Consider the following 25648-nt stretch of genomic DNA (forward strand, 5'->3'; position numbering starts at 1 on the left):
AGAGTGCAATCAATATTGATGTAGAAAGCGGGGATCTTCAATACTCTATTGATATAAATAATTATGTGAAAATGCCTTGGCCCGAGCAGTATGCTTCGACGATTATTCTTTCTGGATCCGTAATCTGTTTAATAGTCGCCTACTTTTTGCTTATTGCTCCAACACAACCAAGGGAGATTATTTTCGCATTTTTGGCACCGCTTATATTATTAATTCTAAGTAAAGCGGATGAAGATCGGAGACGCTTGCCTTAACATCCTTGACTAATTCAATCTTAAACCCCTTCACCACGGGAATTTCACAGCATTTAGGGAAATCAAAGTACGAGGACTCGTGGACTTTCGGGAGACGGGTGATGTAGATGCGCTTCCGAATACGCTTTCTTTCAGTGGCAAAGAGCAGGGCGAGGAGATAGGGGAGGAGAAATGTCTCGATTCCGCCGTCACGGCCCTCAGCAATCTACGTAGCGGTCGGTAGAGAATAACCGCTGCCGGTCACCAGACCCCTCTTCTCCGATCCGCACGACGAACGAGGGCTTTTTCTGTTACACATTGGATATCCGATCATTCCCGGATTCAAAAAAGGTCAATACGGTTGAAGGCAGAAAGAAACGTTGACGCGAGCATCTCCATCGCCGGAATGGTTCATCCCTCAGGGCAGCATGGAGATGCTCCATCAATCCAGCAGGAACGGTACGAGCCATGCAGATTCATAAGGAGATTCTTGCCGCCTTCCCCGGCCTCTCAGTTGCAGAAGGCGATGTCGGGCCGCTCTCGATCCAGGAGAAGAGTCCGGCCCTGAATGCCCTGAGCGACGAGGTCGTTCGCCTGGTAAGAGAACGGTATACGCTTGAGCAGGTCAAAGATGAACCCCTGTTCAGGGCATACAGGGACTTCTTCTGGAGGGTCGGCGTCGATCCGACCAAAACGCGGCCCGCCTCGGAAGCGCTGGTGAGAAGGATCCTGGCCGGGAAGACGCTCCCGGCGATCAACACCGCGGTGGATGCCTATAACCTGGCCTCAATTCGCACGGGTATACCCATTGCCGCTTTTGATGCCGATACCCTGGGCGGGGCGCTCGCTATGCGGTTTGCAGAAGAGGGTGAAGAATTCCTCGGCATCGGGATGGCAGCGCCCGTCATGCTCCATAAGAACCAGGTTATCCTGACAGATGAAGACGCGATCGTCGCTGTCTACCCGTACCGCGACTCGGATGCAACAAAGATTACCCTCGCCACAACGATGGTTCACATCGTGGCATGCGGCGTGCCGGGGGTTGAGCGGGAGAAGGTCCATTCGGCATACGAACTGGTCGTCGCATACCTGCGGGAACACGCTTTCGGCATCCGGTGATGTTGAGAATGAGCGGGCCTGCGCTCTCCCTGTATCTTGGGCTGTTTTACTGCAGGCCATAAACCTGTCTCCCGCACTGCTCCTCTGAAGCGTGATCCAGACCAGCCGGTTGCCGAAACAGGCATATAGTTCTCCGGATATGGACGACCATGAAGATCATACTAACCAGGGTATTCGTCGACGACCAGGAGAGGGCTCTGAAGTTCTACACCGGGACGCTCGGCTTTGTAAAGAAGAGCGACGTCTCTGCCGAAGGCTACCGGTGGATTACCGTCGTCTCCCCCGACGACCGGAACGGGACCGAACTCCTGCTTGAACAAAACGACAATCCGGTAGTGCAGGCGTACCAGAGAGGAATATTCGAACAGGAGATCCCCGCCGCGTCGTTTGGTGTTGAAGACACCCATGCCGAATACGAGAGACTGAAAGCGCAGGGTGTGGAGTTCACGCTGGAGCCGACGGAAGTTGTCGACCAGGTGACCATAGCCGTCTTCGACGACACCTGCGGCAATCTCATCCAGATCCAGACGCTGCAAAAATAACCTATTCTATTGGAGGCGGCCCGCTCCTACCTGACCGGTCGGTGTCGACGCGTTCCGGTGCCGGACCGTGCGTGCGTGGGTGCCGTCCCCGGTCATCCCGGCCGTGAAGTGGCTGCTCCGGCGGCAGTTACTGCTCAGGAGTATTGCCCCGCTTGCGCCGCTCGTCGCCCGGACGGCAACGATCCGATGCAGCCTCTGCGTCACCGGATGCCCGAAATTTCCCGGGGTTGAGGAGAAGGAGTAATGTTCCCCCGGTTGCGATGGACCGTGAGATCCGCGCCTCCGGCTGCGGCCGGTTCTGCATGAATCGTGCACCCGGAATTGTTATTCAGGTTACCACCCTTTTGAACCCTGCAGAACCGGTTAAGTCGTTCCCGATCAATATCACGTATGGACATCTTCGACTCGGCCTACCTGGGCACGCCCCCCTGGGAGATCGGCCGGCCCCAGAAGGCGTTCGTCGAACTCGCCCGGGCGGGAGAGGTTGTCGGCTCCGTCCTGGACGTGGGATGCGGAACGGGGGACCATGTTCTCTTTTTTGCAGAGGAAGGGCATGAGGTGCTCGGGATCGACACCGCAGCTCTTGCGATCGGGAAAGCCGAGGAGAAGGCCGCCGCAAGGGGACTCGCGGCGCGTTTTCTCGTCCGGGACGCGCTGGATCTCGTTGGGCTCAACAGAAAATTCGATACCGTCATCGACTCCGGTTTCTTCCATGTCCTCTCCGACGAAGACCGGCCGTTCTTCGCAATGAGCCTCGCGACCGTTCTCGCACCCGGCGGGAGATACTTCATGCTCTGTTTTGGCGACCAAAACCCTGGCGACTACCCGCTCCCGAGGAGGATCAGAGAGCGGGAGATACGGGAGACCTTCCGCGACGGTTGGCACATCAACTACATCCGGCCGGCGATCTTCGAGAACAGCATCCAGCCCGAAGGACACCATGCCTGGCTCGCGTCGATAACCCGGTCGGGGGAATGACGTGAACGGCTGCCCCGGAACGATTATCCCGCGAGAAGCGCTATCCCCCTCGTGAGGATCATGGAGGATATTCCGCTCCGGAGGTTCCGCTCCGGGGACATCGAGGACGTGAGCAGGCTCGTCACCGGGACGATAGAGGTTTCGTACGCGGAAAGCTACCCGCGGGAAGCGATAGATTACTTTCTTGAATACCATACCGTGGAGCAGATCTTAGCGGATGCAGACCGGGGCTGCACCTTCGTCATTGAGCCCGGCGGCCGGATCGCCGGCACCGGAACCCTGCTCGGCACGACGATCAAACGGGTCTTCGTGCACCCCTCCCGCCAGCGCAGGGGGTACGGCGCCCTCCTGATGCATGCTCTGGAGAGCGAGGCGCTCCGCCGCGGGATACGAAGAGTCGATCTCTCCGCCTCGCTGCCGTCGAAGCGGTTCTATGACCGGCTGGGATACGCGACGGAATGCGAGGATTACGTCCCCGTCGGGAACGGGAAAAGGCTGGACTACTACGCGATGGCGAAGACCCTGGACGCAGGCCGGTAGGCCGCGTGTTCCGGGGGCCTGGGTGCCATGTCCCGGTTCCTTCGTATCCTGATATGCCGAAAGATACTCACTCTTCCGCCGGTTGCCGCCCGGCGGCATCCCGGCGCTCGCCGTGGATCGAGAGACCGGGCCGGAAGAGTCGTTCGCACCCGTTGTCCCGGATCTCTTTAGGATCCAGGTGCAGGGAGTGGCTTTCACCGTTTCCGGGTGCGTGCAGAGTCGCTTCTCGCGGACAATGACCGGCTCCGACCTGCGTCCCTCCCCGTGAAGCAGGTTCCCGTCGTTTCCGGAAAGGCTAACTCCTCGCGGGGTGAGGGCGTACTATGGAGCGCACCACGTCCGGGGCAGGCCGATGTACGGCGGGATCGCCGGCGCCGAAGGCGGACCGAATGGCCCTTCTCGCGGAGATCGCCGCGTTCGTCCGCGAACACGGGGATATCCTCGCCCGATACCACCTCCATTCGATGGAGGACCTCAACCGCATCGAGCAGGAGTGCTGGAGGCTGCACGACGAGGCGTGCAGCAGGGGCGCCTGCGGGACTGCCGGGGAACTCGTGGAACTGGAGTACCTCGTCGGCAGGGCGAAGGAGATGAAGGCGAAGAGGATGGAGGGCGAGAGAGGGCCGGGATGACCTGAGGGGTGCGTTCTTCCGGGGCACGGAGAGGACGTCCTGGTGCTTCAGCCGCCGGAGATGCGCAAGGCGGGTCTGCATCCGGTAAACGTCGGAAAGAGCCTCGCCGGTAGGTCTCGTGCCCGGCAACACCTGTTCTCCTTCTCTTTCGGTCACCGGCATGCACACCGGGAGCGTGAAGCCGGCACCCGGACCTGCACCGCGGCGGGAAACGGCGGTCTGCAGGGGAAGGGGGTGCCGTGACCGCGGACTAACCGATCGTTACGAGAATGGATGCCAGGAGGAAGAGGAGCAGGCCGTTGATCACGACGATTCCCGCAATGAGCATGCCCGGAACGAGGCCCGGCAGCAGCATGCTGATACCGAACGCGATCGCCACGACGTTTAAGACCGTCAGGGTGACCAGGAGCCGTTTGAGGATGGGCGGGAGAGGAGCCGGTTCGGCGGCACCCTGCAGCATCGGGAGGAACCGTTTCCCGAGCAGTATCGCTCCGCCGGCGATGTTCAGGATCGCAAGGAGCTGCCGGATCACGTCGGTCAGGATGCCCGGAACGATGCAGGAGAAGATCCCCATAGCGGCGAAGACGATCCCGATGACGATCAGGAGCCGTGAGCGCCTGTACTGGCCCATCGGTGTCTCTCCCAGGGCCAGCATCTGGATGGCCATGATGACGAGCAGCAGGCCGAGCTGACCGTCCGGGGAGAACGGGATCAACCCCAGGTTCACCGGGAAGAGCAGCAGCCCGAGGAGAACCAGGAGGACGGCGACCGGGATGACCAGGGCAATCGAGAGGGGGAGGGAGGCTTCCCTGAACAGGCCGGTGCTGCCGGTTGCAGGGGAGCCGTTCGCTGTCACTGTGTTCCCTCCGGTGGATACAGCCGGTTGGCCTTCTGGATGCACCAGGCGAGGTAGAAGAAGCCGACGCCGTAGACGATGAGGAGAACCGCGGTCACGGAGTCGGTCGTGATGCCGGGAAGGAGCGTGACGAGGCCGAGAACGATCGATACCACGTATACAATGATGCAGGCGACCGTCAGGTGCCGGAGTATTCCGGGGATCTTCAGCCACAGCCGGGCCTTATCTTCGGAGAAGAACAACTGCGCGAGAAGAGCGGCCCCCCCGGCAGAGAGGAGTATTCCGACGAGGATGCGAACCGGTTCGGCCAGCAGTCCGGGGATGAAGCAGGCGGCCATCCCGATAACCGCCGTGCATACCCCGAGCACTATGACCGCCCACGAACGCCGGAGATCGCCGAACGGGGTCTTCCCCATCGTGACGATCTGAAACGAGACGATAACGAGAAAAAGCCCGTAGGTGCTGTCCGGGGCATAGGGGAGTTCGCCCGTATGAATCCTGAAGAGAAGCAGGCCGAAGAGGAGCATGAATACCCCGAAGACGAGCAGGATGACGACCTCGAGGGAGAGATCGGACTCCGCTCTCGCGACTGGATCGCTCTTCTCTTCCGGATGGCTGGCATATCCCATAATGGCATCTCCCCGGTTCTATCCGGAGACCGACGGATAATTACCGTCGATAGAGTAAATACTCTGATCTGAATTATCGATTTATTTATACGTTTGCATTCCGACGCCGGCTGGCTCTGTCGCACCATGATCGGAGCCCGTTCTCGATATCGTTGCCGGATTACGGCGCTGATCTGACGACGTTGTCGCGGATCGCGGAAATTGCCTCTGGTTGGAAAAACGGGGTTTAAAGTGAGGATTTTTGGAATACAGTGCAGGAGAGGTGATATTCAAAAGGTATAAGCCTTATGGGATGACATGAAGCAGATTGGAGAACAGTATGTTCCGACCACAGGACGATTTTACCTACTTGATGCCGGTTCACTTCGGAGGGGGAAAGTTCGACCCGGAGACGCTGGTCACGCAGAGGGCAACCGGTCTCGTCATCAGTTTCGAGACCGAAAGAGACCTTCTTGAGCGATACATCCCGGAGGGGTTCGAACTCCTGGCACCCGAGGTGCAGGTCGCGTTCAACAAATTCACCGAGATCAACTGGATGCACGGCGGCCAGTACAACCTGATCAACGTGGCGGCGCCGGTCCGGTTCCACGGGAAGAAGGACGAACTCGACGGCGCCTACACGCTGGTGGTCTGGGAGAACAAGACCGCTCCCATCCTCGGCGGGCGGGAACAGACCGGCATCCCGAAGATCTATGCGGATATCGAAGACCTGCATATCGTCCGGCCCCACTACGCCACGACCGTCAGCTACGAGGGGAACACCTTCCTCAACATGAATTTCGAGGCAACAGGATCGGTAACAGGACGGGACCTGGATGCCCTGAAGTCGCAGTTCCTCTCCATGAACACCCTCGGGTGGCGATACATCCCGAAGGTGGGGGCTCCGGGAGCGGACCTCTCCCAGTTCGTCCTCTACCCCCAGGGCATGGAGGTGGAGACGGCAGAGGTCGGCAAAGGCAGCCTGAGATGGACCGAACTGACCCCGATGCAGAGTCCGGCCCAGTACTACATCGTCAACAGCCTCGCGGCCCTGCCGATAAAACGGGTGACGCAGGCGGTAATGGTCGAGGGAAGAGCCATCCTTCGCGCGATGGGCGCAAGGGTGATTGAGTAAGCGAGGCGAGGATTATGGATTCTGATTATTATACGGGCAAGGTCTGCATCGTTACCGGTGCGAACTCCGGGATCGGGTATGCGATCAGCGAAGAACTCCTGAAGCGGGGAGCAACCGTCTACATGGCCGGCCGCAGCCGGGAGAAGGTCGCCGCGGCCGCGGGGCAGCTCGCCGCCTACGGGGATCGGGTGCGCCTGCTCGTCATGGACGTGACGAAGCAGGAAGAGGTGCAGAAGGGCATCGAGGATACGGCGGCGGAGGCGGGCAGGCTGGATCTCCTCTTCAACAACGCAGGCGTCGGGGGAACCATCCCGTTTGAGATGGCCACCCTCGACGACTGGAAGGCGATCATCGATACCAACATCTGGAGCGTCGTCTACGGCGTCCATGCCGCCGTGCCGATCATGCTCAAACAGGGGTTCGGGCATGTCGTGAACACCAGTTCGATAGCGGGCATCGTTCCGCCTCCGTTCCAGGCGCTCTACTCCCTGACGAAGTACGGCGTCACCGGCCTCACCGAGTGCCTGAAGTACGAGTTTGCGGATAAGGGGCTCTACTTCTCGACGATCTGCCCGGCGAACATCGCCACCCCGATCTTCAACAAGGGTATCGACGGACAGGCCCGCGGCGAACTCCGGATCCCCGACGATGCGTATCCCGCCGATAAGGCGGCGGCGCTCATCCTTGACCGGGTCGCGGAGCATAAGGGGATCATCGTCGTGCCCGAAGAACCCTACACCGACCTCTGGAAGGGGTATATCCTCGGCGCTCCGGAAGTGGAGGAGCGGCTATCGCAGATGGCACGCGAGCGGCGGGAAGCCTTCGAGAAGGGCGGGACATACTTCTGATCCTCTCTTTTTGCCCGGGCCCGGGTACTCGTTAAGTGCTGCCGCTCGATCCCTCACCCTGAGGCGGGCTCATCGATCAGAATATCCCCGGAGCGATCGCTCCGGAAAGCGCGCCCCTCGACCCGGTGCGCCGGTGGATTCACCAGCCCCGTCGCGCTTGCATCTCCCGGCGACGGGACCGGACGGCTTTTCGTCGCGGGCCTCCCGGAGGACGGCAGGGTCTCCCGGCTCGTTCCGCCCGGGGTCGTTCCGTCGCACGGACGAAAGGTGTCTGCTGCCGTTGTAGTACACCCGTGCTGTCAGGACCGGCGGGCGAGCGTCGACGGCCCCCAGACGGCCACCACCACGGCCGCGACCGCTACCGCGATCGCCCCGGTGACGACCGGGTCGTAGTGGGAACCGTAGTTCGGGAACGAGAACTGGCTAGCGTTCGTCATGCCGTGGAAGAGGGTCGCGGCAAAGACGCTTCCCTGGTGTTGTTGTAGAGCCAGACGATCAGGACCCGGAGCGCGACCGTCGAGAGGGCCTGCCCCGCCGCCCAGACCGGGCTGTTCTGCAGGATCCAGGGGATGAAGTGCCAGATCGCCCAGACCGTCCCGATGATGAGTGCGGCGGAAAGAGCGCTCCACCGCTCCTGCAGGGGGTCGGTGGCGTATCCCGTCCAGCCCACCTCCTCGAATGCGGCGGCGATGAAGAAGAGGAGGACGAAGACCGGGATCGTGAGATACGGGACGAAAGGGTCGGCGGGGAGCGGCCGGCCGGAAAGAAGCATGACGCCGTAGGAGAAGAGCATGATCGCGGGCATCAGGAAGAGGATCGGAAGGTACCAGACGGCTCCGACCTTCCGGTAGTCAGCGACCCGTCCGACCAGCCGCACGACACCGCCGCCCCCTTCCTCCCGAAAGACCAGGATCGCGGCCGCCAGGCCCGGGCAGACGATCATGAAGGCACTCACGGGAAGGTTCGCCGGCCCCGGGAGCGGTGTTCCGGCGAAGAGGAGGAACGGGACGGAGAGGAGAACGGTGAGGAGGAAGAACGCCGGGGGCGACCGCCGGTTGCTCACGCATTCTCCGGTTTCCAGCACGTTCTCTGCCATGTCCAATTTTCCTTTTGTTTTAGCGGGGCTGCGGCGGCGATGCCACGGTGCTCCGCAGGAACTCCATGATCCCCTGCCGGACCTCTTCGTGGTGCCCGAGAAGCATATGGCCGCCGCCGGGCACGGCCTGGAGGCGGGCGTTCGGGATCTTCTCCACAAGGGCGCGTGCATTCTCGTGGAGAGCCAGCGGATCGTCCACGGCGCTGACCACCAGCGCAGGCGTCCCGATCCTGCCGAACGGGTAGTCGCTCTCCGTGGCGTTGAGCAGTCCGGGGGTTGAGACGTAGATGTCGAAAGCACTTCCGTCGACCCGGGCGCTGACGGGGAGGAGGCTTGAGAGCAGCATCCTGACGTCGGCCTTATCTTTCGGGGTGAGCCGCTTTCCCGGGGGCACGCCGGCCCATGGTCCTCCGATGATCGGCTGGAAAAAGGTGATCGTTGCCCAGTAGATGAAGTCGCTCTTGAAGAAGACGGTAAATATGGGTTTCGGCATGACCGGCCCCTTTCCCGGGGCGACGGGCTCGACGAGGACGAGCGCCGAGAGACGCTCCGGGTGGCGGACGGCGAACTGGATCGCCGATGCGGAGCCCGCCGAGTAGCCGACGACGGCTGCCTGCTCGATCGCGAGGGCGTCCAGCAGGGAGGCGTAGGCATCCGCCTGCATGGCGACGCTCGGGTCCGGCGGCATCGGCGAGCCGGGATAGCCGAACCTCGAGGGTGCGATGACCTGAAACCCCGGGCCGATGGTCCAATCGGCGAGCAGCAGGCCCTGGTCGAACCCGCCCGCGTTGCCGTGGACGACCAGCACCGGGTAGCCCTCTCCCGCCCGGGCGTACGCGATGCTCCCGTAATCCGTCCGGACCACCCGGCTCCCCGACCTCTCGATACGCTCCCGGCCGGCACGCATATCACGCCGGTAGCGCACCGCGACCGCCGCCCCAACGACGGCGATACCGAGCAGAATGAGGACGAACAGGACGTCGGCCATAGGCATAACCGCTGCCGGCCACGCCGGGTCTTCAGGCGCCGGGTTATCCCCGCGAGAGTTCCTTCAGGAGTTCTGCAAGCTTGTCGAGGGACTCGTTCCACCCCGCCTCGGCCATATCCCGCATCTCGCCCGCCGGAATGCCGGCCTCCCGTATGGTCAGTTTTGTCCCGCCGTCGCCGTCCTCGAGCGTCACCGTCGCCACCAGTTCCAGCGGCCAGTCTCCGGTCATCCCGTAGTCCGAGGCCGGGACCACGTTGCCCTCCGCGTCCGCGAACGAATCGGTGGCGACGATCCGTTCCATCGGGGCGATCTCCCGGTAAACGCCCGTGCTCCAGAAGTCCCGGCCCTCGGGCGACCGCATGCCGTACAGGTACCTCGCTCCCACGCGGAGATCGATCTCGATGACCGGTGCGGTGAAGCCTTTCGGCCCCCACCAGCGCTTTACGCACCCGGGCTCCGTCCATGCCTTCCAGACGAGTTCGCGCGGAGCGTCAAAAACGCGTTCGACGAGGAGTTCCGACCTGATCTGTTCTGCTTCTGCCATAACGCATTCACCTCTGGCGTGCCCTATAACGGTCCGGCGGTTATTAACCCATCGGCAATACCCCTGACGGAGTTGCCGGAGGTCCCCTCCCCGGGCGGCCACCCGGTATCAGAGGCCCGCGGCAGGACCCTTGCATGAAAAAACGTCGGGTTGAAGCCGGCTGATCCGCACTTAACGTGCCGGCGCCGCCTGTTTCAACGACTGCAGGAGTCCGGCAAGCCGTTCCAGGGGCTCGATCATCTCTTCCTGCGATCCCGCCTGGAGCATCCCGTCGCGGTCCTCGACCGACTGGAAGATCAGGTGGTCGGTCAGCCTCGTCCTCCCGCCGCCAAGGTCTTCGAGCGTCTCCGTCTCGAGCAGGACATGGCCCGGCATGGCATCGTACTCGAAGGTGTCGACGATCCGCCCGGGCGTAACCTCGTGGTATACGCCGTGGAACGCGTACTCGTTTCCCTCGGCATCGCGCTGGACGGCACGCCACGTCCCGCCGGGCCTCGTGTCCATCTTCTCGACCGTGGTCGTGACGCCCTTTGGCCCCCACCACTGCGATACCAGCTCCGGGTCCGTGCATGCCCTGAACACAAGGTCCTGCGGGGCATCGAACTCCCGCGAGATGACGATATCCTGTTTTCCCGGTTCAGCGATGAGATTTGTTTCTGCCATTGTATCGTTCTCCCTCCGATGGTTCCCGGGCTTCATCCCTTCTCTATGATAAACTTTCCCGTCACGGATACGCCGGTGAAAACAATGACGAAGCCGGCAAAACCGGAATACCCTCCGGGACGCGGCACTTCCGCGGCATGCCCCGGGTGCGGGCGGAGGCTCCCATCCGGAGGCGTGCTCTCCCTCTTACCAGAACCAGGCCAGCAGGAAGATCGTTACCAGCAAAAGGCCGTCCTGGAGGACGACGGAGAGGATCATGATCTCGGCACCCAGCCTCGGCCCGAAGATCGCGGCGTAGAACGACCCGAGCCATCGCAGATAGGTGACGACGCTGGTGAGCAGGTTCGCCACGAGCAGCGTGATGACGATATCCCTGCCCGTCATATCCCCCGCCGCGAGCAGCCCGGACGCAAGGCTTGCCGCGGCGACGTACGACCCGAACTTCGCGGCGACGATGGCGAGCCCCTCGGGCGGTATGGGGAAGAGCCGGCTCGCGCCCTCCAGGTACACCGCGACGGCGTCGAAGACGCCCGCCTCGACCAGGAACGCCACGACGACGATCGTCGGGATCATGATCCCGAGGATGCGGCGGAGGGTCTTCGCGGTCGGTTTAAGAGATGCCCGCAGAGCCTCGCGGACGGACGGGGTCGGCCCGGAAGACTTCTCCGGCGGCCCGGACGCGGGAACCCCGGGAAGGAACACCCTCCCGGCCGCCATGACGATCCCGGTCTTGAGGAACCCGATCCCCATCAGGATGCCGAAGTAGATCAGGCCGAAGACCCCGAGCAGCGGCACGTAGACCGGGATGAGGTAGCGCCAGTGCATCACGACGGACGGAAAGGAGTTGATGAGCGCCGCGACGACGAGCTCGCCCCTCCCGATCATCCCCCTGCGGTGGTAGTCGACGAGCATCGCGTCGGCCGCCTGCGGCGAGACGAACGCCAGGAGAAAACTCGCCCCGCACTCGCGGGGGAGGTGGGAGAACGTCGTGACCGGGTAGGCGACGCTTGCTATCCTGTCGGTGATTTTGAGAGCAATCAGGACTTCGGCGATCAGGACGCCAGCGACGACGATCGGAACCGTCCGAACCAGGAGTTCGAACGAGAGGCCCAGTGCCGCTGAAACGATATCCGTCGTGCCGTCCATGACCCGCCCCGCCTTACGGTGTTCGTCCCGCCCCGAAACAACATCCGGTACGCCGTCCGGAGATATCACCGTTCTGGATGGCCGCGGGTGGAGGATGCCGCTGCTATTCCGGCCGGTATCGGAATTGAGGCTCTCAGGTGCTAATAATCCGGCAGTGGTGCGATCTCCCTCCGCCTCTCCGGCAGCAGGATCGGATGATTTAAATACAATGAATCTGGATGCTGTTTAGGTACTCGATGCTTGGCAACCATGTAGAGTCCTGTTGCACGCCAGTGCAGAACTGTCCGAACGTGCGGTGCACGTTTGCGCAGAACGCATTCTTCTTTAGATAGGGAACCGGCCCTTCTGCTGAGTTCCCGTGTAATGTAACGGTTTTCCCGTTACCGCCAGGTGGTTTGTTATGTTCGGCATTCCTGATCCCGCGATCTGGGTTGGATATCTGCTTGCGCTCGGTTTCACGCTCGCATGCTTAGTGTACGGCCTGTTGAACTGGAACAACGGCGTGGAGGGAGAGCAGGATGGCAGTTGATACGGGGCTCTTCGTCGCAATGACGCTTGTATACCTCGTCCTCATCATCGGCCTCGGCTATCTCGGCTACCGCCGGACGAAAGAGGACGACGATTACATGGTCGCCGGGCGGAAGATCCATCCCGTGGTGCTCGCCCTCTCCTACGGCGCGACCTTCATCAGCACCTCCGCCATCATCGGGTTCGGCGGGGTTGCGGCGCAGCTTGGGATGGGGATGATCTGGCTGACCGTCCTCAACATCGGGCTCGGGATCTTCATCGCGTTCGTCTTCTTCGGGAAACGGACGCGCAGGATCGGGCATAAACTCCGCGCCGTGACCTTCCCCGACTTGATGGGGAAGTGCTACGGGTCGTCGTTCATGCAGTACGCCGCAGGGCTCGTCATCGTCGTCGGGATGCCGCTCTACACGGCGGCGATCCTGATCGGCGGCGCCCAGTTCATCACGAGCACGCTGCAGATCCCCTACACCACCGCGCTCATCGCGTTCGCCGCGATCGTCGCTCTCTACGTGGTGCTCGGCGGGCTCATCGCCGTCATGTACACCGATGCGCTGCAGGGAGGGATCATGCTCGTCGGGATGACCATCCTCCTCGTGCTCACCTACATCCAGCTCGGGGGCGTCATCGAGGCGCATACCGCCCTTGCCGGGATGTCGAACCTCGTCCCGGATGCGCTCGTTGCCGGGGGGATGACCGGGTGGGCGTCCATGCCGGCGCCCGGGTCGTCGATCTGGCTCACCATGGTGACGACGCTCGTTCTCGGGGTGGGCATCGGGGTGCTGGCGCAGCCCCAGCTGGTCGTCCGGTTCATGACCGTCAAAGACAGCCGGGCGCTGAACCGTGCGGTCCTCGTCGGCGGGCCGTTCATCCTGATGATGACCGGGGTCGCCTTCACGGTCGGGGCGCTCACGAACGTCTACTTCTACCAGACGGATGGCTTGATCGCTCTCGCGGCGGCGACCGACGGCAACGTCGACACGATCATCCCGAACTTCATCAACGCGTCGATGCCGGACCTCTTCATCGTCATCTTCATGCTGGCGCTCCTTGCAGCAGCGATGTCCACGCTCAGTTCCCTCTTCCACGTCATGGGAACGTCGCTCGGGTTCGACGTCGTGCGGCGCGCCGGAACGGGGAAGGCGACGATGCGGCCGATCCGAATCGCGACTGTCGTCATGATCGTCATAAGCGTCATCCTCGCCTTCGTCATGCCCGGCAGCATCATTGCCCGGGCGACGGCGATGTTCATGGGTCTCTGTGCATCGGCGTTCCTGCCTGCCTATGCCCATGCCATGTACAGCAGCAGGCCGTCCCTCCGGGCGGCAAAGATGAGTCTCGTCACCGGAACGGTGGCCTGGTTCGCGTGGACGGCCTTCGTCCACGTCAAGGAGTCGGCGGCCCTCGGACTCTCCAACCTCCTCTTCGGGGTGCCGGCGGTTCTCTCCGCCCCGTGGCAGGACGTGGATCCGCTCGTCATCGCCCTCCCCCTCTCGACGGCCGCGCTGCTGGTCGGGTGCGTACTCGACCGCCACGAGGTGGCTGCAGATTCGGAGGAGTCGGCCGGGGCGGCCTGACGGCTCCATCCTGTTTTTTCCGCATCCGGATTCGCAAGCGTTATCCTCCGGCAGAACGGACGATCTGCTGAAAGGCGCCATGACCATGCGTTACTACATCGTCGATGTCTTTGCGGAGAGGAGGTACTCCGGCAACCCGCTCGCCGTGGTGCTGGACGCCGGAGCGCTCTCCGATACGGCCATGCAGGCGATCGCCCGTGAAATGCACCTCTCTGAGACCGCGTTCGTCCGGTCGGGCGGGGGAGAAGACCTTGCCTATGACGTGCGCATCTTCACGCCGGAGCATGAGGTTCCCTTCGCCGGGCACCCGACGCTCGGCACGGCCCATGTGATCCGGGAGGAAGTCCTGCAGGAGCCCGTCCCCGAAGTCCGGCTGAACCTCGCGGCAGGAGAGATCCCGGTCTCGTTTGCCCCCGACGGTATCGCCTGGATGCGGCAGAACCCGCCGGTCTTCACCCGGGAGTTCTCCCCGGATACGCTCGCGGGCGTCCTCTCTCTCCCGGAAACCGCGATCGATCCCCGCTTCCCGGTCGAGGAGGTCTCCACGGGGCTTCCGTTCATCATCGTCCCGGTGAAGAGCCTTGAATCCGTACGGCGGGCGGCGATCGACCGCGACGCCTACGAAGAACTGATCAGCACGACGGCGGCAAAAGCCGTCTTCATCTTCTGCCCGGAACCCTACCGGCCGGAGAACACGTTCAACGCACGTATGTTTGCCGACCACTTCGGCGTCCCGGAGGATCCGGCGACCGGCAGCGCGAACGGGTGCCTTGCCGGCTACCTCCTCCGGCACGGCTACTTTCCGGGCAACTCGCTTGATATCCGCGTGGAGCAGGGCTGCGAGATACACCGCCCGTCCCTGATCCGTTGCAGGGCGGAGCGGCACGGGGAATCTATTACGGTGCAGGTCGGCGGCAGGGTCATTCCGGTTGCCCGGGGGAATCTCCTGTAGAGAGGACGTATTCCCCGTCGATCCGCACCTGCCCCCGCCCGCCGAACATGAGCCCTCCGTCTTTGGGGCGGAGCAGGCGGACGATGTTCGGGTTCTCCCGATCCGGCCCCTGCTCGATGACGAGCGTCCGGTTTGTCCAGAGGTTCTGCCGGATGAGGAAGTTTCCGAGGGCGGCGTTCCCTGAACCGGTCGCCGGGTCTTCCAGGTACCCGAACGTCGGGGCGAAGACCCGGCTGTGCAGGTCGTGCCCTGGAAACGCCGTCTCGCGGGTGTAGATGACGACCACGTCGACGGCATGGGCAAGCGCGAACGCACGGAGCGTCGCGTAGTCCGGAGAGCACCGGATGCAGGCGTCGAGCGAGGCGAGAGGGACGAGCAGGGTATCAAGGCCGGCGTTCACGACGCCGGGGGGTATCGCGGGATCGATCTCCCGGACGTCGAGTGCGAGCGCGGCGGCGGTCTCTCTGGTGTCGGGGCGTGCGTCGGAGAACTCCGGGTCGGGGGCCCGGATGTAGACCATGCCGTCCTCGCCCGTCCGGTTCAGGACGGTGACGACACCTTTGTTCGTCCGGAGGAGGAGGCTCTCGCGGTTCCTGAACCGGTCGTCGCTACGCACTACATCGTCCATGATGGCTATCGTCGCGTGGCCGCAGAACTCGACCTCCCGCTCGCAGGAGAAGTAGCGTATCGAGAGGTCGCACTCGCCCGGCGTGCCGTCGCACAGAAAGCCCGCTTCCGAGACGAAACCCTTCAGTTCGCGGGCGATCTGCTGCATATCGCGGTCGGCGATCTGCTCCCCCGGGGAGAGGCGGACGTACCCCGCGGGGTTTCCTGACGACCCGGCGGCTGCAAAGGCGTCGATCTTCTTGAACCGGTAGCGTTTCATGAGTTCATCCCTTGATGTGCCGGCAGTTCCGGCTATCGAGCGATTGTACTCCTCCGAAAGGGAAAGAGTTTGCCGTCTGTTCAGGGCAGTATCAGGCAATAACATCCAGCAATTCCCGGGGCGGCGATCATCCGGGCAGGGTTCACAAAAGAAAGAGGGTTAGTTCTTTCTCGCGGCAACCAGCACCAGCCCGGCGATCAGCAGGGCGACGCCGGCAAGGGCCGGAGCGAGGGGCGCCTTCTGCGTGGGGGGCGCGGAGCTCAGGTTCACGTTGAGGTCGACGGTCTCACCCCTGGCGGGGTACTGGTCGATGGTCGCCGTGTAGGGAAGATACCCTTCCTTCGTCACGGTGTAGGTCTTATACGGCGTTCCGGTCGTGTAGACCTGCACGGTGAGGACTCCCTGGCTGGTGGTGCCTTTGACCTCGTTGTCGAACTGGACGGTTGCCCCGTCGACGTTGACGTGGACGGCGTACCACCCGACGTCTCCTCCGATCGGTGCGGGCGGTGCGGCGGGGTTGAGGGTCGCGTAGAGGTCGAAGACCTCTCCTTTACCCGGAACCGAGGTTACGTCCCCGTAGTGGGTCGCGTATCCGTCTTTTTCGACACGGAACGTCTGGTAGGGTGCGCCGGTGGTGTAGACCGGGACATACAGCACGCCGGCCTCGATCGTGCCCTTGTATTCGTCGTCGAAGTAGACGTCGGCTCCGTTCACGTTACAGTTGACCGCATACCATCCGTTGTCCCCGCCTATGGGTGGCTGAGCACTCACAGGAAGGACAATAAGGAAGCAGGCGATGAGAGAAAAGATCAGAAAATTGCGTACAGCGCTCTGCATAAAAGCCTCCGTTTTCAGTTAATAGATTATCTTCTGATAGATATATCTTTCCCTCTTTTATCGGCAGAATCGTGAGTTAAACGGGATTTACAAAAAGTCTGTGGTTCCTCTGTCCAATAAGGGCACATCCGATGAGATGAAGCACACCGGAGGAGAGGGCTGCGTTCCGGTTTCCGGTAAATAAGGCAAGGCTCCGCGATTTCCGAAATTCCCGGGCATCGCGCTGCAAACTGTGGCAAATCTCCGATAGCCGGCGAAGAAAGCCCCACTGGAATAAAAAGATTTTTAATTGTTCCGCATCTTCTCTCTACTATGAGATATCGTGCGATCACCGCTCTCCTGGTTGCCTCCGTCCTGCTCCTCATCGCTGCAGCCGGATGCACCGCCGCAACGGAAGAGAAGAACGAGCCTGTTGCACCGGCCGACGAGGCCTACGCCCGGGGGCTCGCCGAGTATGGAGCCGCCAACTACCGGGTCGCCGAAGAACGATTTGCCGAGGCCTACGCCCTCTACACCGGTGCCGGCGATACGGATAAGGCGCTGACGGCGAGGAATGCCATCTTCCGGGCGAACCGGACGTATATGGAGTACCCGTTCGACCGTGCGGCCGCAGAGGCGGCGTTGCGGGAGAGGGTTCCCGGGATCACCGATGCGGCGATAGCTGACTGGCTGGAGAACCGCGCACAGAAACTTGTCTCGGAGAACGAGACGCTCTACTTCTCCGACGTCGCCGGCAACTACCTCTACGCACACCCCGACGTGATGCAGAAGCAGACCGCGGGTGTTGTGGACTTCGACTACATCGCCCGGTACGCCTGGGCAGAGGATCAGCCCGAAGGGATCGGGCCGTACGTGAACCCGGTCCGTTACGCGGGCGTCGAGCGGCTCGAGATCCCGTTCGAGGGGCTCCCGTCGACGGGAATCCTGAAGATCTGGTTCCCGCTCCCGGTCGAGACGGACGCGCAGAGGAACGTCACCGTCACGAACCTCTCGTGCCCCGACTACATCGTCGCCGGCCCGGTCACCACCGGAGATATCGGCTACGTCTACTATGAAGTCCCGGCCGGGGCGGTCAACGGCGACCTCATCATCACAGCGGATATTGCGTTCACCTCCTACGAGCAGATATTCGAGGATATCGACCCGGCACTGGTCGGGGAGTACAACACGAGCGACCCCGAATACCTGCTCTACACGAAGTCCGAGAGAAACATCGAGATCACGGACGCGGTCCGGGAGAAGGCGCGGGAGATCGTCGGGAACGAGACGAATCCGCACCTCCAGGCGCAGATGATCTACTACCACATCATCGAGACCTACCCCTACAGCCACGTCCCGCACGCCTCGCTCGATGCCCGCGAGCCGAAGGTCGCCGAGTCGACCCATATGTTCGAGACCGGCCACGGCGACTGCGGCACCCAGAGCATGCTCTTCGCCGCGCTCTGCCGGTCGCTCGGGATCCCCGCCCGCGCCCTCGGCGGCTACCAGATGATCATGGCTGAGACGCCCGGACCCCATTTCTGGGCGGAGTATTACCTGCCCGGCTACGGCTGGGTCCCGAACGACGTGACGGTTGCCGAGGCGGCTGACCGGGTCGTCCTCCCCGGGGAGAAGCGGACGGTGTTCAAGGATTATTATGCCGCGAACCTCGACTCGGCACGCCTCGTCATCCAGGTGAACGTCGACGCCCCGATGGACCCGGCCCTGCCCGACGACGCTGCCCTCATCAGGATCGTCCGGCAGACCGCGGCGATCGCCTCCGATACGGCAGACTACGACATCGATCTCCTCTGCATGGGGTGTTTCGGGATCAGTCTTACGGCTGTCGAGTGAGACGATCCACTCGTTTTTTTTCGTACGGATGCGGGAGCCGTCCCGGCTCCCTGCCGGTCTGCAGCAGGCCGGCCGGGGCGATGCAGGTATTTTCGCGCAGTATGTCCATTATTTGTGCAGAATTTAATTAACGGCGTAAGTTTTGGTAGTTGTAATTACAGAACATATATCTATCGATTGTGGCGGCTCGCCAGATATATATGGATTCGGCTCCTTACAGCTGAGTAAGAGTTCTCCCCTCAGTCGCCAGCATACTACCGGGTCGAATCATGATCCAGGGACGGTATTGAATCATGATCCAGAGAAGCCAGCTTGACCTGAGAAAATTTGTCGCTCCCGAATTTATCTGCGGGCACGGTGCACTGCGCCTCGCCGGCCGGTATGCCCGCAACTTCGGGATGAGGCATGTCCTCCTCGTCACCGACCCGGGCGTCCGAGCCGCCGGCTGGGCGGAGGCCGTCGCGGATAGCCTGACCGAAGCGGGGGTCTCGTTCACCGTCTTCGACGCCGTCTCGTCAAACCCCCGCTCCCGGCAGGTTATGGCGGGTAAGGAAGCATACCTCGCTGAGGAGTGCAACGGCATCGTCACCGTCGGCGGGGGGAGCCCGATGGACTGCGCCAAGGGTATCGGGATAGCGAGTTCCAACATGCGCGATATCCTCGCGTTCGAGGGCGTCGACCGGGTCCCGGTCCCGGCGCCGCCGCTCATCTGCATCCCGACGACCGCCGGGAGTTCCGCCGACGTCTCCCAGTTCGCCATCATCACGGACGAAGAGCGAAAACGGAAGATCGCCATCGTCTCTAAAACGCTCGTCCCCGACATCTCCCTGCTCGATCCCGAACCCCTGACGACGATGCCGCGGGAACTGACCGTGGATACCGGCATGGATACCCTCAGCCACGCGATCGAGGCCTACGTCTCGAACGCCAGTTCCCCGATGACCGACGTGCATGCCCTCGAGGCGATACGGCTCATCACGAGCGCACTGCCTGCGGCTATTGAGGAGCCGGACGATCTGGACCTGCGGTTCTCGACCCTCCTTGCCAGCCTTCACGCCGGGCTTGCATTCTCCAATGCAAGCCTCGGGGCCGTCCACGCGATGGCGCACTCCCTCGGGGGAGCCTACGACCTTGTGCACGGGCGGTGCAACGCACTGCTTCTCGAGCACGTGATGGCGGCCAACTACGAGGCGGCATCCGACCGCTACGAGCGGATTGGCGCGATCGTCGGAAGAGGAGAGTCGACTCCGGCGGAGAAGGTGGCGGCGTTTCGGAGGGCGCTCGGGGTCACCGAGACCCTCGCCGAGGCCGGCGTCCGGGAGGACGCGATTCCTGCCCTTGCGGCGGCGGCGTACAACGATCCCTGCATGGTAACCAACCCGCGCAGCCCCGCCTGCGACGAGATCGAACGGATTTATATGCATGCCTTCTGAAGCCCCTGAAGACCGGGATGCGCTCCGGGAGAAGATCATCGGCCTCGGGGAGACCTCCCTGCACAAGAGTTACTATCCCGAACTGCAGAGCCGGCTTGCCGAACTCGAGCGGTTCCGGGCGCTGCTCGACCAGACGTACGACGCGATATTCCTGCTCCGCGCGGAGACCGGGATGCTTGCGGACGTCAACGCGTCCGTGAGTGCGTATCTCGGCTACTCGAAGAAGGAACTGCTCAGAAAACCGTTCATCGATCTGATCTCGCCGCAGCAGAAGACCCGGTTTGCCGAATTCATCCGGGAGAGCAGCGATATGGCGTCCGAATCCCGGCAGACCTTCATCGCGCCGCTCGTATCGCGGGATGGGACGGAGATCCCGATGGAGATCACCGTCCGGTCGGTCACCTTCGGCGGCGAGCGGTATATCGTCGCGATTGCACGGGACATCACCGAGCGGATCCGCACCGAGCGGGAGCTCAGGATCAAGGAGAGCGCTCTCGAATCCTCGACGAACGGCATCCTCATCGCCGATCCCACCGGAGCGGTCATGTATGCCAACCGGAGTTTTGTCGCGATGTTCGGCTACGACGGGGCGGGCGCGATCGCGGGGCGGAATCTGGAGGCGTTCTTCGTGGACCCCACCGTCGGGGAGAGGGTTACGGCCCATCTCCTCGACGACCATGCGATCGTGCAGGAGACGATCGGGCTGCGAGATGACGGCTCCCGGTTTCACATCCAGGTATCGGGCAGCGTCGTGCAGAACGGTGCAGGGCAGCCGCTCTGCATCATGCTGATCGTCATGGACATCACCGAGCGCATCCTCGCCGAGCAGATGAGGCGGGAGACCTACGCACAGCTCGGGAAGAATATCGAGCAGTTTGCCACCCTCGGAGACCATATCAGGAATCCCCTGCAGGTGATCGTGGGGTATGCGGCGATGATCGACGACCCGTTTGCAGAGAAGATCCTCGAAGAGTCGCGCCGGATTGACGGTTTCATCACCGAGCTCGACCGGGGATGGCTCAGGTCGGCGAACGTCAGGCAGTTCCTGCTGAAGCACGGCGACGGTTCCAGTTCCGCCCGGAAGATCCGTTTCCGCTTTTCAAACGTGAAAGAAGATTCCTGACGGCCGGCGCGGGTTCCGGCGAACGGGATCGTCATATCCTGAGCGTGCCGTGCTTTCACGATGATGCGTCGAGCGGCTACGCTGCCGGCGGGAACCAGGCATAAAAACAAGAAACGCCCCGGCCGGGAGTCTTCAAGGCTTTATGTGAACGTTAACGTCTAATGTTCTTTGTCACCATAAATTCACAATTTCGTTACTCTTTGCGACCTTGACGATCTTCGTATCTTCGCATGCGGCCTTTGGTGTTCCACTCCACGGTATTCAGAATCTTCAAATTGAATGACATGATGAACTAAGAATTTTTTTTTAGGCGTGGAATTGTCCCCATCCTGCGATCATAGGCATCAATGAATGGACGAATGATCTTGCTTGGATCATTCTGACTGATAATTCAGTGGTATCAAAGTCTTGAGGATTTGGGATATTTTACTAAAACATCATTAACAGTGCATATATGTCTAGATTTTCATAAGGCCGAACTCTGAAATTTAGAAAAGTATTTCATTAGGTGGTTACAATCATGAAATATTATAAGGCATTATATATGGCAACAAGTGAGAGCGTAGACCAATACTCTTCCAGCGACGCTACATTAGCGATGCTTGGATTCGAATATCAAAAACTAGTAGCTCTCCAATATTGTCTAGAGTCCAGATCTGGAGATATTGTATACCTCGAGTGTTTTGGCGACATCGCTACTTCAGATGCTTCAATTGAAACAAAACACCATGCTTCAGACAGTATTTTGACTAATCAGAGTCCTGATTTTTGGAAAACTTTAAGGAACCATGTGAGAAATAGGATCAAATTATCCCAATTCACTAGGTTAGTACTGCATACAACATCGAGAATTTCAGATGACTCAATTTTTCGTAGCTGGAATGAACTATCGGGTGAAGAAAAATATAATCGCCTTGAAACTGTAAGAGTTCATCCAAATAAGGGTATAATGGATTTTGTAAAGGATATTTACAATTTTAATGATGCCTATACAAGAAAGGACTTAATTGCAATTTTAGAGAGGGTACAGATTTATCATTTGCAAAAAACAGCAGATGAGATATTTTCGGAGATCAAAGATCACCAGTATTTCTTTGTAGTAAAGGAAATATATCGGAAGGAACTCATTCGATATCTACATGGCGTAATTTCATTGAAAGCTATTGAAAACAAGTACCGATGGGAGATTATAATTTCTGATTTTCTAAGTGATCTCCGTTCTCATATGCAGCGCTATTGTCGTGATGAAATACCATTTCCAGACATTCTGGAAAATGTAAAGTATACCGGAAGCGAAACATTTCCATTTATAACTGAACTAAAAGCAGTAGACCTTGATAGTGAAGTTCAAAAAGCCTTCATAGATTTTATTCGGGCAGAAAAAAGTTCAATGGAACTTTTAAAACGGGGTGCCTATACCATGCAAGAATCCATTGATGTCTTTGAATCCGAGTTGAAAGAAAGGATGGATAACTACAAGAAGCGACATGCATTAACTCTTGTTCAATCAGATCTACAAACGCCCAAATCTATCCTAAAATCTAAAGAATTGTATTTCGATTGTAAAATCTTTGAGAAACATAAAATTTGCGGCGTACAAGAAATACAAATGTATTATCAGCACGGGAAGATGCATAAAATTGTTAACGATCGCAAATTTGTTTGGCAATTTTTACCGAGGGAGGTCGCATGAATAATGAAGATCTTTTGAATATTTTCTATCCTCCACAGTGGGTCTCAAGAATATTACACTTATGCATAAGTGGTGCAAAATCTTACAATAATCTAGGATTAAAATATGAGTTAATCTACTGTGTTCTCCCGATCCTCGCTGAGGATGAACTTAGGAAGAATCTCAAGCAAGCAAATAGAAATAGTTCTTTTTTTACTGTTTTCGAACAAAAAATGACGGATAAACAAGAATATTTAATTAACTTTGCTGAAAGGGTTGATTCTTTTTCAAAAATTACCCGTGATGGATTAATTTATCTCGGAACCGTTGAAAGAGTAGATATTGATAGTTATATTTCAACAATGAAGCCACTTAAATATAAAAAATCGTCAAATCTCTCTGATTCTGATTTCCAAAAAGCCTCATACTATCTCGGTATATTGCTAGCGAAAGAGGATTATAAGACCATATTTCTAAAATTAGGGGTTGTCCCATGAAATGCAAAATTCGTGAAATTGCTATCTTTGATACAGAAAATAACAAACGGGGAGTCACTTTCTCCGATGGACTCAATATCGTCACTGGAGTATCCCAAACCGGAAAAAGCGCTTTGATCGAAATTGTTGATTACTGTTTACTCGCGTCGACATCAACAATCCCTCGCGGAAAGATCATCGACTTCGGGGACATGTTTGCTATCGTTCTTGAAATTGAGGATAAGTTCGTTGTAATTGGGCGCAAATCGCCAAAATCTCCAAACTGGAATAAAATTTATTTGAAAGTTGAAGTTCTAGAAGAAATGGTTAATGACCTCCAAAAAGAGTATTTCAATTCTATAGTTCCAGTTCCTCGAAAAAATTTAAGGGCAGAAATTGGTCGTTTTTTTAATTTTGATGTTCCAGATATTTCTACAGAAATTGGTGCTGCGAGATCTAATAGAGGCCTAGCCTCCCCCAGAAATATGACCCCGTTTCTATTCCAACATCAAAGTCTAATCGCAAACAAGCATGCTCTGTTCTATCGGTTTGATGATAGAGAGAAACAAGAGAGAATTATAGATGAATTCCCAATATTCATGGGGTGGGTCAACGGGGAATACTATCTCATTAAGAGAGAACTAAATGAAAAAGAAGCAAGAATTCGCTTTTTACGAAAAGAAATGGAACGGATCAATAACAACAGAGAGAAATCCAAAGATAAGATAAAAAGATTTGTTGAAGACTATTTTCAAGTTATTGGAAAAGAACTCCCACCCATCAATTGTATATCTGATCTTATTGATATTGCAAGAGATTTACCGGAATTTGATGATAAATCATATATTCTCGGACAGTATGAAAAAAGGAAAATCATATTGGAACATGAGCGAGAACAATTGACAGATAGAAAGCAAAAAGTTACTGCAGAAATAGAATTATTAGATATCGCATCTAGCAATGCTCTATCCTACAACACTGACTTATTCCAATTGGCGGATCGATCAAAGGTGCTATCGAGTAAAAGTTGCTTTAAGTGTCCTTTGTGCAACCAAGAAGTAGATTCGTTAAACAAGAAAGTTGAAGCAGTTAAAAGCTCTCGGACGGCTCTATTTGAAGACCTTAAAAAATTAAAGAACTATGCCATCGATAACTCAAAAACCGTTGAACGATTGAAGAAAGAAAGAGATGCACTCAATGAAAAAATTATTACGTTAAATGGCGAGATTGATCTATTAAAGAGAGCATCAACAAATGAAACAGACAGCCTGAATCTAAAAGCTAAAGCAAGCGAGATCAAGCAGTTGATAGAGTTATCTTTGGATATTACTTATGGGGATTCCAACATTTTCGATTCCGATTTAGAAGTTGAGGAATTGACCAATGAGATTGACAGACTGAAGAAGGAATTGGAACAATATGATTATTCATCATTGAGAGCAAGATTCGAACAGAACCTCGCTCTTGATATGAATAGAATTTGTTCAAAGTTAGATTTCGAAGAAGAATTAAGGCCCCCTCAGTTCTATCTTGATTCAAGAAATTTCAATTTTTCGCACAAACTTCCAAACAATGAGAGCATTTCACTTTCTGAAATGGGGAGTGGTGCAAATTGGCTCGCTTGCCACCTCTCGTTATTTTTAGCATTGCATAAACAATTTGCAGTACGTGAAAATTGTTCAGTACCTTCATTCCTTTTCCTTGATCAGCCAAGTCAAGTGTATTTCCCGACAGATCGGGACTTTGATCATGGGAATGATAAGGATTTGCAAAAAGTCACAGAAGTTTATGAAGTAATTCTTGAAACTTTAAACGAGATTAAGGATGAGTCAGGATTTATGCCGCAAATTATCGTGACCGATCATGCAGATAGACTATCTTTGAAAGATGGTGATTTTGAGAGCTTTGTTCGGGTACGCTGGAGAGGGGGAAAAAAGCTGATCTAATCGACCTTGATTTGACTCAAGAGAGTTTCGAGAATTTCTTCTCATCTGGCTATGTTGTACAATTAATTTGTGTTGGATTTGAAGTCATCCCAACTGTGCCTCGTGGTTGGAGATCCACATAACTTAGAACGTTCTTGCGTACAGTCTAGGCGAATTAAGCGAAATCCCGAGCCATATTTCTGATACGGCTTCCCACTGGGTATTGCCACTTGGGGGGCGGGGTGTCCCTCTCCTGACTGAGGGGTTCTGGGACGATCTCCCACATCCGGGGCGTGCGTGACCCCGGTAAAATCTATCGGCTTCGTATGGCTGGGAGTCAGAACTTCAGCCAGCATCTAAGTTCTTTTCGCACCGACAAGGGGAACCTTCTCACTCGGAAGGGAAATGAGATGAAAAGGCCTGTCACAAGTTGTGGGTCCGCGTACAGCGGCTTGGATCACGCAATGGCCGTCTGCTCCGA

General features: G+C 58.1%; 28 protein-coding genes. 18 read left to right on the forward strand and 10 right to left on the reverse strand.

All coding sequences use genetic code 11. From position 1 onward, the window contains the following. From L21_RS14325 to L21_RS13050, 7 genes are all read left to right on the forward strand, one after another. Positions 1–254: hypothetical protein (locus L21_RS14325; protein WP_218600649.1), on the forward strand; the 254-nt coding region annotated here is incomplete at its 5' end. Between the two features lie 447 nt (positions 255–701). Continuing rightward, positions 702–1352, forward strand: coding sequence for a B3/B4 domain-containing protein (locus tag L21_RS13025; protein WP_074370882.1), 651 nt, complete (start codon positions 702–704; stop codon positions 1350–1352). A gap of 149 nt (positions 1353–1501) precedes the next feature. Continuing rightward, positions 1502–1894 (forward strand): VOC family protein, encoded by a 393-nt coding sequence (locus tag L21_RS13030; RefSeq protein WP_074370883.1) that lies wholly within the window; start codon positions 1502–1504, stop codon positions 1892–1894. A 67-nt stretch (positions 1895–1961) separates the two neighbouring features. Continuing rightward, the gene (locus tag L21_RS14260; protein WP_178377735.1) at positions 1962–2138 is read left to right on the forward strand and encodes a hypothetical protein; all 177 of its coding nucleotides are present in this window, start codon (positions 1962–1964) and stop codon (positions 2136–2138) included. A gap of 146 nt (positions 2139–2284) precedes the next feature. Next, a complete protein-coding gene (locus tag L21_RS13035) occupies positions 2285–2872 on the forward strand; it encodes a class I SAM-dependent methyltransferase (protein WP_074370884.1) in 588 nt (195 codons plus the stop codon). Between the two features lie 60 nt (positions 2873–2932). Then, positions 2933–3412, forward strand: coding sequence for a GNAT family N-acetyltransferase (locus L21_RS13040; protein WP_074370885.1), 480 nt, complete (start codon positions 2933–2935; stop codon positions 3410–3412). Between the two features lie 323 nt (positions 3413–3735). Continuing rightward, a complete protein-coding gene (locus L21_RS13050) occupies positions 3736–4044 on the forward strand; it encodes a hypothetical protein (protein WP_074370887.1) in 309 nt (102 codons plus the stop codon). A 250-nt stretch (positions 4045–4294) separates the two neighbouring features. On the opposite strand, the gene L21_RS13055 is transcribed toward L21_RS13050, so the two are convergent. Together L21_RS13055 and L21_RS13060 are read right to left on the reverse strand one after the other, a co-directional pair. Further along, positions 4295–4900: a hypothetical protein gene (locus tag L21_RS13055; RefSeq protein ID WP_074370888.1), complete on the reverse strand. Its 606-nt coding sequence runs from the start codon at positions 4898–4900 to the stop codon at positions 4295–4297. After that, positions 4897–5529 carry a hypothetical protein gene (locus tag L21_RS13060; protein ID WP_074370889.1) on the reverse strand — a complete coding sequence of 211 codons (633 nt, stop codon included), beginning with the start codon at positions 5527–5529 and terminating at the stop codon, positions 4897–4899. The genes L21_RS13055 and L21_RS13060 overlap by 4 nt, the downstream gene beginning before the upstream one ends. Positions 5530–5848: 319 nt before the next feature. On the opposite strand from L21_RS13060, the gene L21_RS13065 reads away from it, so the two are divergent. Together L21_RS13065 and L21_RS13070 are read left to right on the forward strand one after the other, a co-directional pair. Next, the gene (locus tag L21_RS13065) at positions 5849–6643 is read left to right on the forward strand and encodes an acetoacetate decarboxylase family protein (RefSeq protein ID WP_074370915.1); all 795 of its coding nucleotides are present in this window, start codon (positions 5849–5851) and stop codon (positions 6641–6643) included. Between the two features lie 14 nt (positions 6644–6657). Then, positions 6658–7491, forward strand: coding sequence for an SDR family oxidoreductase (locus L21_RS13070; protein ID WP_074370890.1), 834 nt, complete (start codon positions 6658–6660; stop codon positions 7489–7491). A gap of 299 nt (positions 7492–7790) precedes the next feature. Here the strand turns inward: L21_RS13070 and L21_RS14330 are convergent, their stop codons facing one another. The 6 genes from L21_RS14330 to L21_RS13095 form a co-directional block, all read right to left on the reverse strand. After that, positions 7791–7928, reverse strand: coding sequence for a hypothetical protein (locus L21_RS14330; RefSeq protein WP_218600650.1), 138 nt, complete (start codon positions 7926–7928; stop codon positions 7791–7793). Next, positions 7925–8587, reverse strand: a complete 663-nt coding sequence (locus L21_RS13075; RefSeq protein ID WP_218600651.1) for a CPBP family intramembrane glutamic endopeptidase — start codon at positions 8585–8587, stop codon at positions 7925–7927. Before L21_RS13075 ends, L21_RS14330 begins: the two co-directional genes overlap by 4 nt. Positions 8588–8606: 19 nt before the next feature. Continuing rightward, positions 8607–9575: an alpha/beta fold hydrolase gene (locus L21_RS13080; protein ID WP_074370891.1), complete on the reverse strand. Its 969-nt coding sequence runs from the start codon at positions 9573–9575 to the stop codon at positions 8607–8609. Positions 9576–9618: 43 nt separating this feature from the next. Then, positions 9619–10119, reverse strand: coding sequence for an SRPBCC family protein (locus L21_RS13085; protein ID WP_074370892.1), 501 nt, complete (start codon positions 10117–10119; stop codon positions 9619–9621). 171 nt (positions 10120–10290) lie between these two features. After that, positions 10291–10782: an SRPBCC family protein gene (locus L21_RS13090; protein ID WP_083609064.1), complete on the reverse strand. Its 492-nt coding sequence runs from the start codon at positions 10780–10782 to the stop codon at positions 10291–10293. Positions 10783–10968: 186 nt separating this feature from the next. After that, entirely contained in the window at positions 10969–11928 is a 960-nt protein-coding gene (locus L21_RS13095; RefSeq protein WP_074370894.1) for a nucleoside recognition protein, read from the reverse strand. Positions 11929–12328: 400 nt separating this feature from the next. On the opposite strand from L21_RS13095, the gene L21_RS14510 reads away from it, so the two are divergent. From L21_RS14510 to L21_RS13105, 3 genes are all read left to right on the forward strand, one after another. Beyond that, positions 12329–12457, forward strand: a complete 129-nt coding sequence (locus tag L21_RS14510) for a symporter small accessory protein (protein ID WP_256713218.1) — start codon at positions 12329–12331, stop codon at positions 12455–12457. Then, positions 12447–14030, forward strand: a complete 1584-nt coding sequence (locus L21_RS13100) for a sodium:solute symporter family protein (protein WP_074370895.1) — start codon at positions 12447–12449, stop codon at positions 14028–14030. Before L21_RS14510 ends, L21_RS13100 begins: the two co-directional genes overlap by 11 nt. Before the next feature lie 85 nt (positions 14031–14115). After that, positions 14116–14982 (forward strand): PhzF family phenazine biosynthesis protein, encoded by an 867-nt coding sequence (locus tag L21_RS13105; RefSeq protein WP_083609066.1) that lies wholly within the window; start codon positions 14116–14118, stop codon positions 14980–14982. Here L21_RS13105 and L21_RS13110 read toward each other — a convergent pair. After that, positions 14951–15868, reverse strand: coding sequence for a PhzF family phenazine biosynthesis protein (locus L21_RS13110; RefSeq protein ID WP_074370897.1), 918 nt, complete (start codon positions 15866–15868; stop codon positions 14951–14953). The genes L21_RS13105 and L21_RS13110 overlap by 32 nt on opposite strands. 159 nt (positions 15869–16027) lie before the next feature. Continuing rightward, positions 16028–16639, reverse strand: a complete 612-nt coding sequence (locus tag L21_RS13115; RefSeq protein ID WP_256713219.1) for a hypothetical protein — start codon at positions 16637–16639, stop codon at positions 16028–16030. A gap of 378 nt (positions 16640–17017) precedes the next feature. Between L21_RS13115 and L21_RS13120 the strand changes: the two genes are divergently transcribed. The 6 genes from L21_RS13120 (at position 17018) to L21_RS13140 (ending at position 25188) form a co-directional block, all read left to right on the forward strand. Next, complete coding sequence (locus tag L21_RS13120) at positions 17018–18538, forward strand: transglutaminase-like domain-containing protein (protein WP_074370899.1); 1521 nt, start codon at positions 17018–17020, stop codon at positions 18536–18538. 293 nt (positions 18539–18831) lie between these two features. Next, complete coding sequence (gene ercA / locus L21_RS13125; protein WP_074370900.1) at positions 18832–19971, forward strand: alcohol dehydrogenase-like regulatory protein ErcA; 1140 nt, start codon at positions 18832–18834, stop codon at positions 19969–19971. Beyond that, positions 19961–21094 (forward strand): PAS domain S-box protein, encoded by a 1134-nt coding sequence (locus L21_RS13130; protein ID WP_074370901.1) that lies wholly within the window; start codon positions 19961–19963, stop codon positions 21092–21094. The genes ercA and L21_RS13130 overlap by 11 nt, the downstream gene beginning before the upstream one ends. 520 nt (positions 21095–21614) lie before the next feature. Next, complete coding sequence (locus tag L21_RS13955) at positions 21615–22787, forward strand: hypothetical protein (RefSeq protein ID WP_143727314.1); 1173 nt, start codon at positions 21615–21617, stop codon at positions 22785–22787. After that, positions 22784–23263, forward strand: a complete 480-nt coding sequence (locus L21_RS13960) for a three component ABC system middle component (protein ID WP_143727315.1) — start codon at positions 22784–22786, stop codon at positions 23261–23263. The genes L21_RS13955 and L21_RS13960 overlap by 4 nt, the downstream gene beginning before the upstream one ends. Next, positions 23260–25188 (forward strand): DUF3732 domain-containing protein, encoded by a 1929-nt coding sequence (locus tag L21_RS13140; RefSeq protein WP_083609060.1) that lies wholly within the window; start codon positions 23260–23262, stop codon positions 25186–25188. The genes L21_RS13960 and L21_RS13140 overlap by 4 nt, the downstream gene beginning before the upstream one ends. The last annotated feature ends 460 nt before the right edge of the window (positions 25189–25648 follow it).

The organism is Methanoculleus chikugoensis (assembly GCF_900095385.1).
Lineage (GTDB): Archaea > Halobacteriota > Methanomicrobia > Methanomicrobiales > Methanoculleaceae > Methanoculleus > Methanoculleus chikugoensis_A.

Excerpts from the sequence above, each read along its gene's own strand:
- L21_RS13025 (WP_074370882.1), top strand. The coding sequence starts at position 702 with ATGCAGATTCATAAGGAGATTCTTGCCGCCTTCCCCGGCCTCTCAGTT.
- L21_RS13030 (WP_074370883.1), top strand. The coding sequence starts at position 1,502 with ATGAAGATCATACTAACCAGGGTATTCGTCGACGACCAGGAGAGGGCT.
- L21_RS13035 (WP_074370884.1), top strand. The coding sequence starts at position 2,285 with ATGGACATCTTCGACTCGGCCTACCTGGGCACGCCCCCCTGGGAGATC.
- L21_RS13040 (WP_074370885.1), top strand. The coding sequence starts at position 2,933 with ATGGAGGATATTCCGCTCCGGAGGTTCCGCTCCGGGGACATCGAGGAC.
- L21_RS13050 (WP_074370887.1), top strand. The coding sequence starts at position 3,736 with ATGGAGCGCACCACGTCCGGGGCAGGCCGATGTACGGCGGGATCGCCG.
- L21_RS13060 (WP_074370889.1), bottom strand. The coding sequence starts at position 5,529 with ATGGGATATGCCAGCCATCCGGAAGAGAAGAGCGATCCAGTCGCGAGA.
- L21_RS13065 (WP_074370915.1), top strand. The coding sequence starts at position 5,849 with ATGTTCCGACCACAGGACGATTTTACCTACTTGATGCCGGTTCACTTC.
- L21_RS13070 (WP_074370890.1), top strand. The coding sequence starts at position 6,658 with ATGGATTCTGATTATTATACGGGCAAGGTCTGCATCGTTACCGGTGCG.
- L21_RS14330 (WP_218600650.1), bottom strand. The coding sequence starts at position 7,928 with ATGACGAACGCTAGCCAGTTCTCGTTCCCGAACTACGGTTCCCACTAC.
- L21_RS13075 (WP_218600651.1), bottom strand. The coding sequence starts at position 8,587 with ATGGCAGAGAACGTGCTGGAAACCGGAGAATGCGTGAGCAACCGGCGG.
- L21_RS13080 (WP_074370891.1), bottom strand. The coding sequence starts at position 9,575 with ATGGCCGACGTCCTGTTCGTCCTCATTCTGCTCGGTATCGCCGTCGTT.
- L21_RS13085 (WP_074370892.1), bottom strand. The coding sequence starts at position 10,119 with ATGGCAGAAGCAGAACAGATCAGGTCGGAACTCCTCGTCGAACGCGTT.
- L21_RS13090 (WP_083609064.1), bottom strand. The coding sequence starts at position 10,782 with ATGGCAGAAACAAATCTCATCGCTGAACCGGGAAAACAGGATATCGTC.
- L21_RS13095 (WP_074370894.1), bottom strand. The coding sequence starts at position 11,928 with ATGGACGGCACGACGGATATCGTTTCAGCGGCACTGGGCCTCTCGTTC.
- L21_RS14510 (WP_256713218.1), top strand. The coding sequence starts at position 12,329 with ATGTTCGGCATTCCTGATCCCGCGATCTGGGTTGGATATCTGCTTGCG.
- L21_RS13100 (WP_074370895.1), top strand. The coding sequence starts at position 12,447 with ATGGCAGTTGATACGGGGCTCTTCGTCGCAATGACGCTTGTATACCTC.
- L21_RS13105 (WP_083609066.1), top strand. The coding sequence starts at position 14,116 with ATGCGTTACTACATCGTCGATGTCTTTGCGGAGAGGAGGTACTCCGGC.
- L21_RS13110 (WP_074370897.1), bottom strand. The coding sequence starts at position 15,868 with ATGAAACGCTACCGGTTCAAGAAGATCGACGCCTTTGCAGCCGCCGGG.
- L21_RS13120 (WP_074370899.1), top strand. The coding sequence starts at position 17,018 with ATGAGATATCGTGCGATCACCGCTCTCCTGGTTGCCTCCGTCCTGCTC.
- ercA (WP_074370900.1), top strand. The coding sequence starts at position 18,832 with ATGATCCAGAGAAGCCAGCTTGACCTGAGAAAATTTGTCGCTCCCGAA.
- L21_RS13130 (WP_074370901.1), top strand. The coding sequence starts at position 19,961 with ATGCCTTCTGAAGCCCCTGAAGACCGGGATGCGCTCCGGGAGAAGATC.
- L21_RS13955 (WP_143727314.1), top strand. The coding sequence starts at position 21,615 with ATGAAATATTATAAGGCATTATATATGGCAACAAGTGAGAGCGTAGAC.
- L21_RS13960 (WP_143727315.1), top strand. The coding sequence starts at position 22,784 with ATGAATAATGAAGATCTTTTGAATATTTTCTATCCTCCACAGTGGGTC.
- L21_RS13140 (WP_083609060.1), top strand. The coding sequence starts at position 23,260 with ATGAAATGCAAAATTCGTGAAATTGCTATCTTTGATACAGAAAATAAC.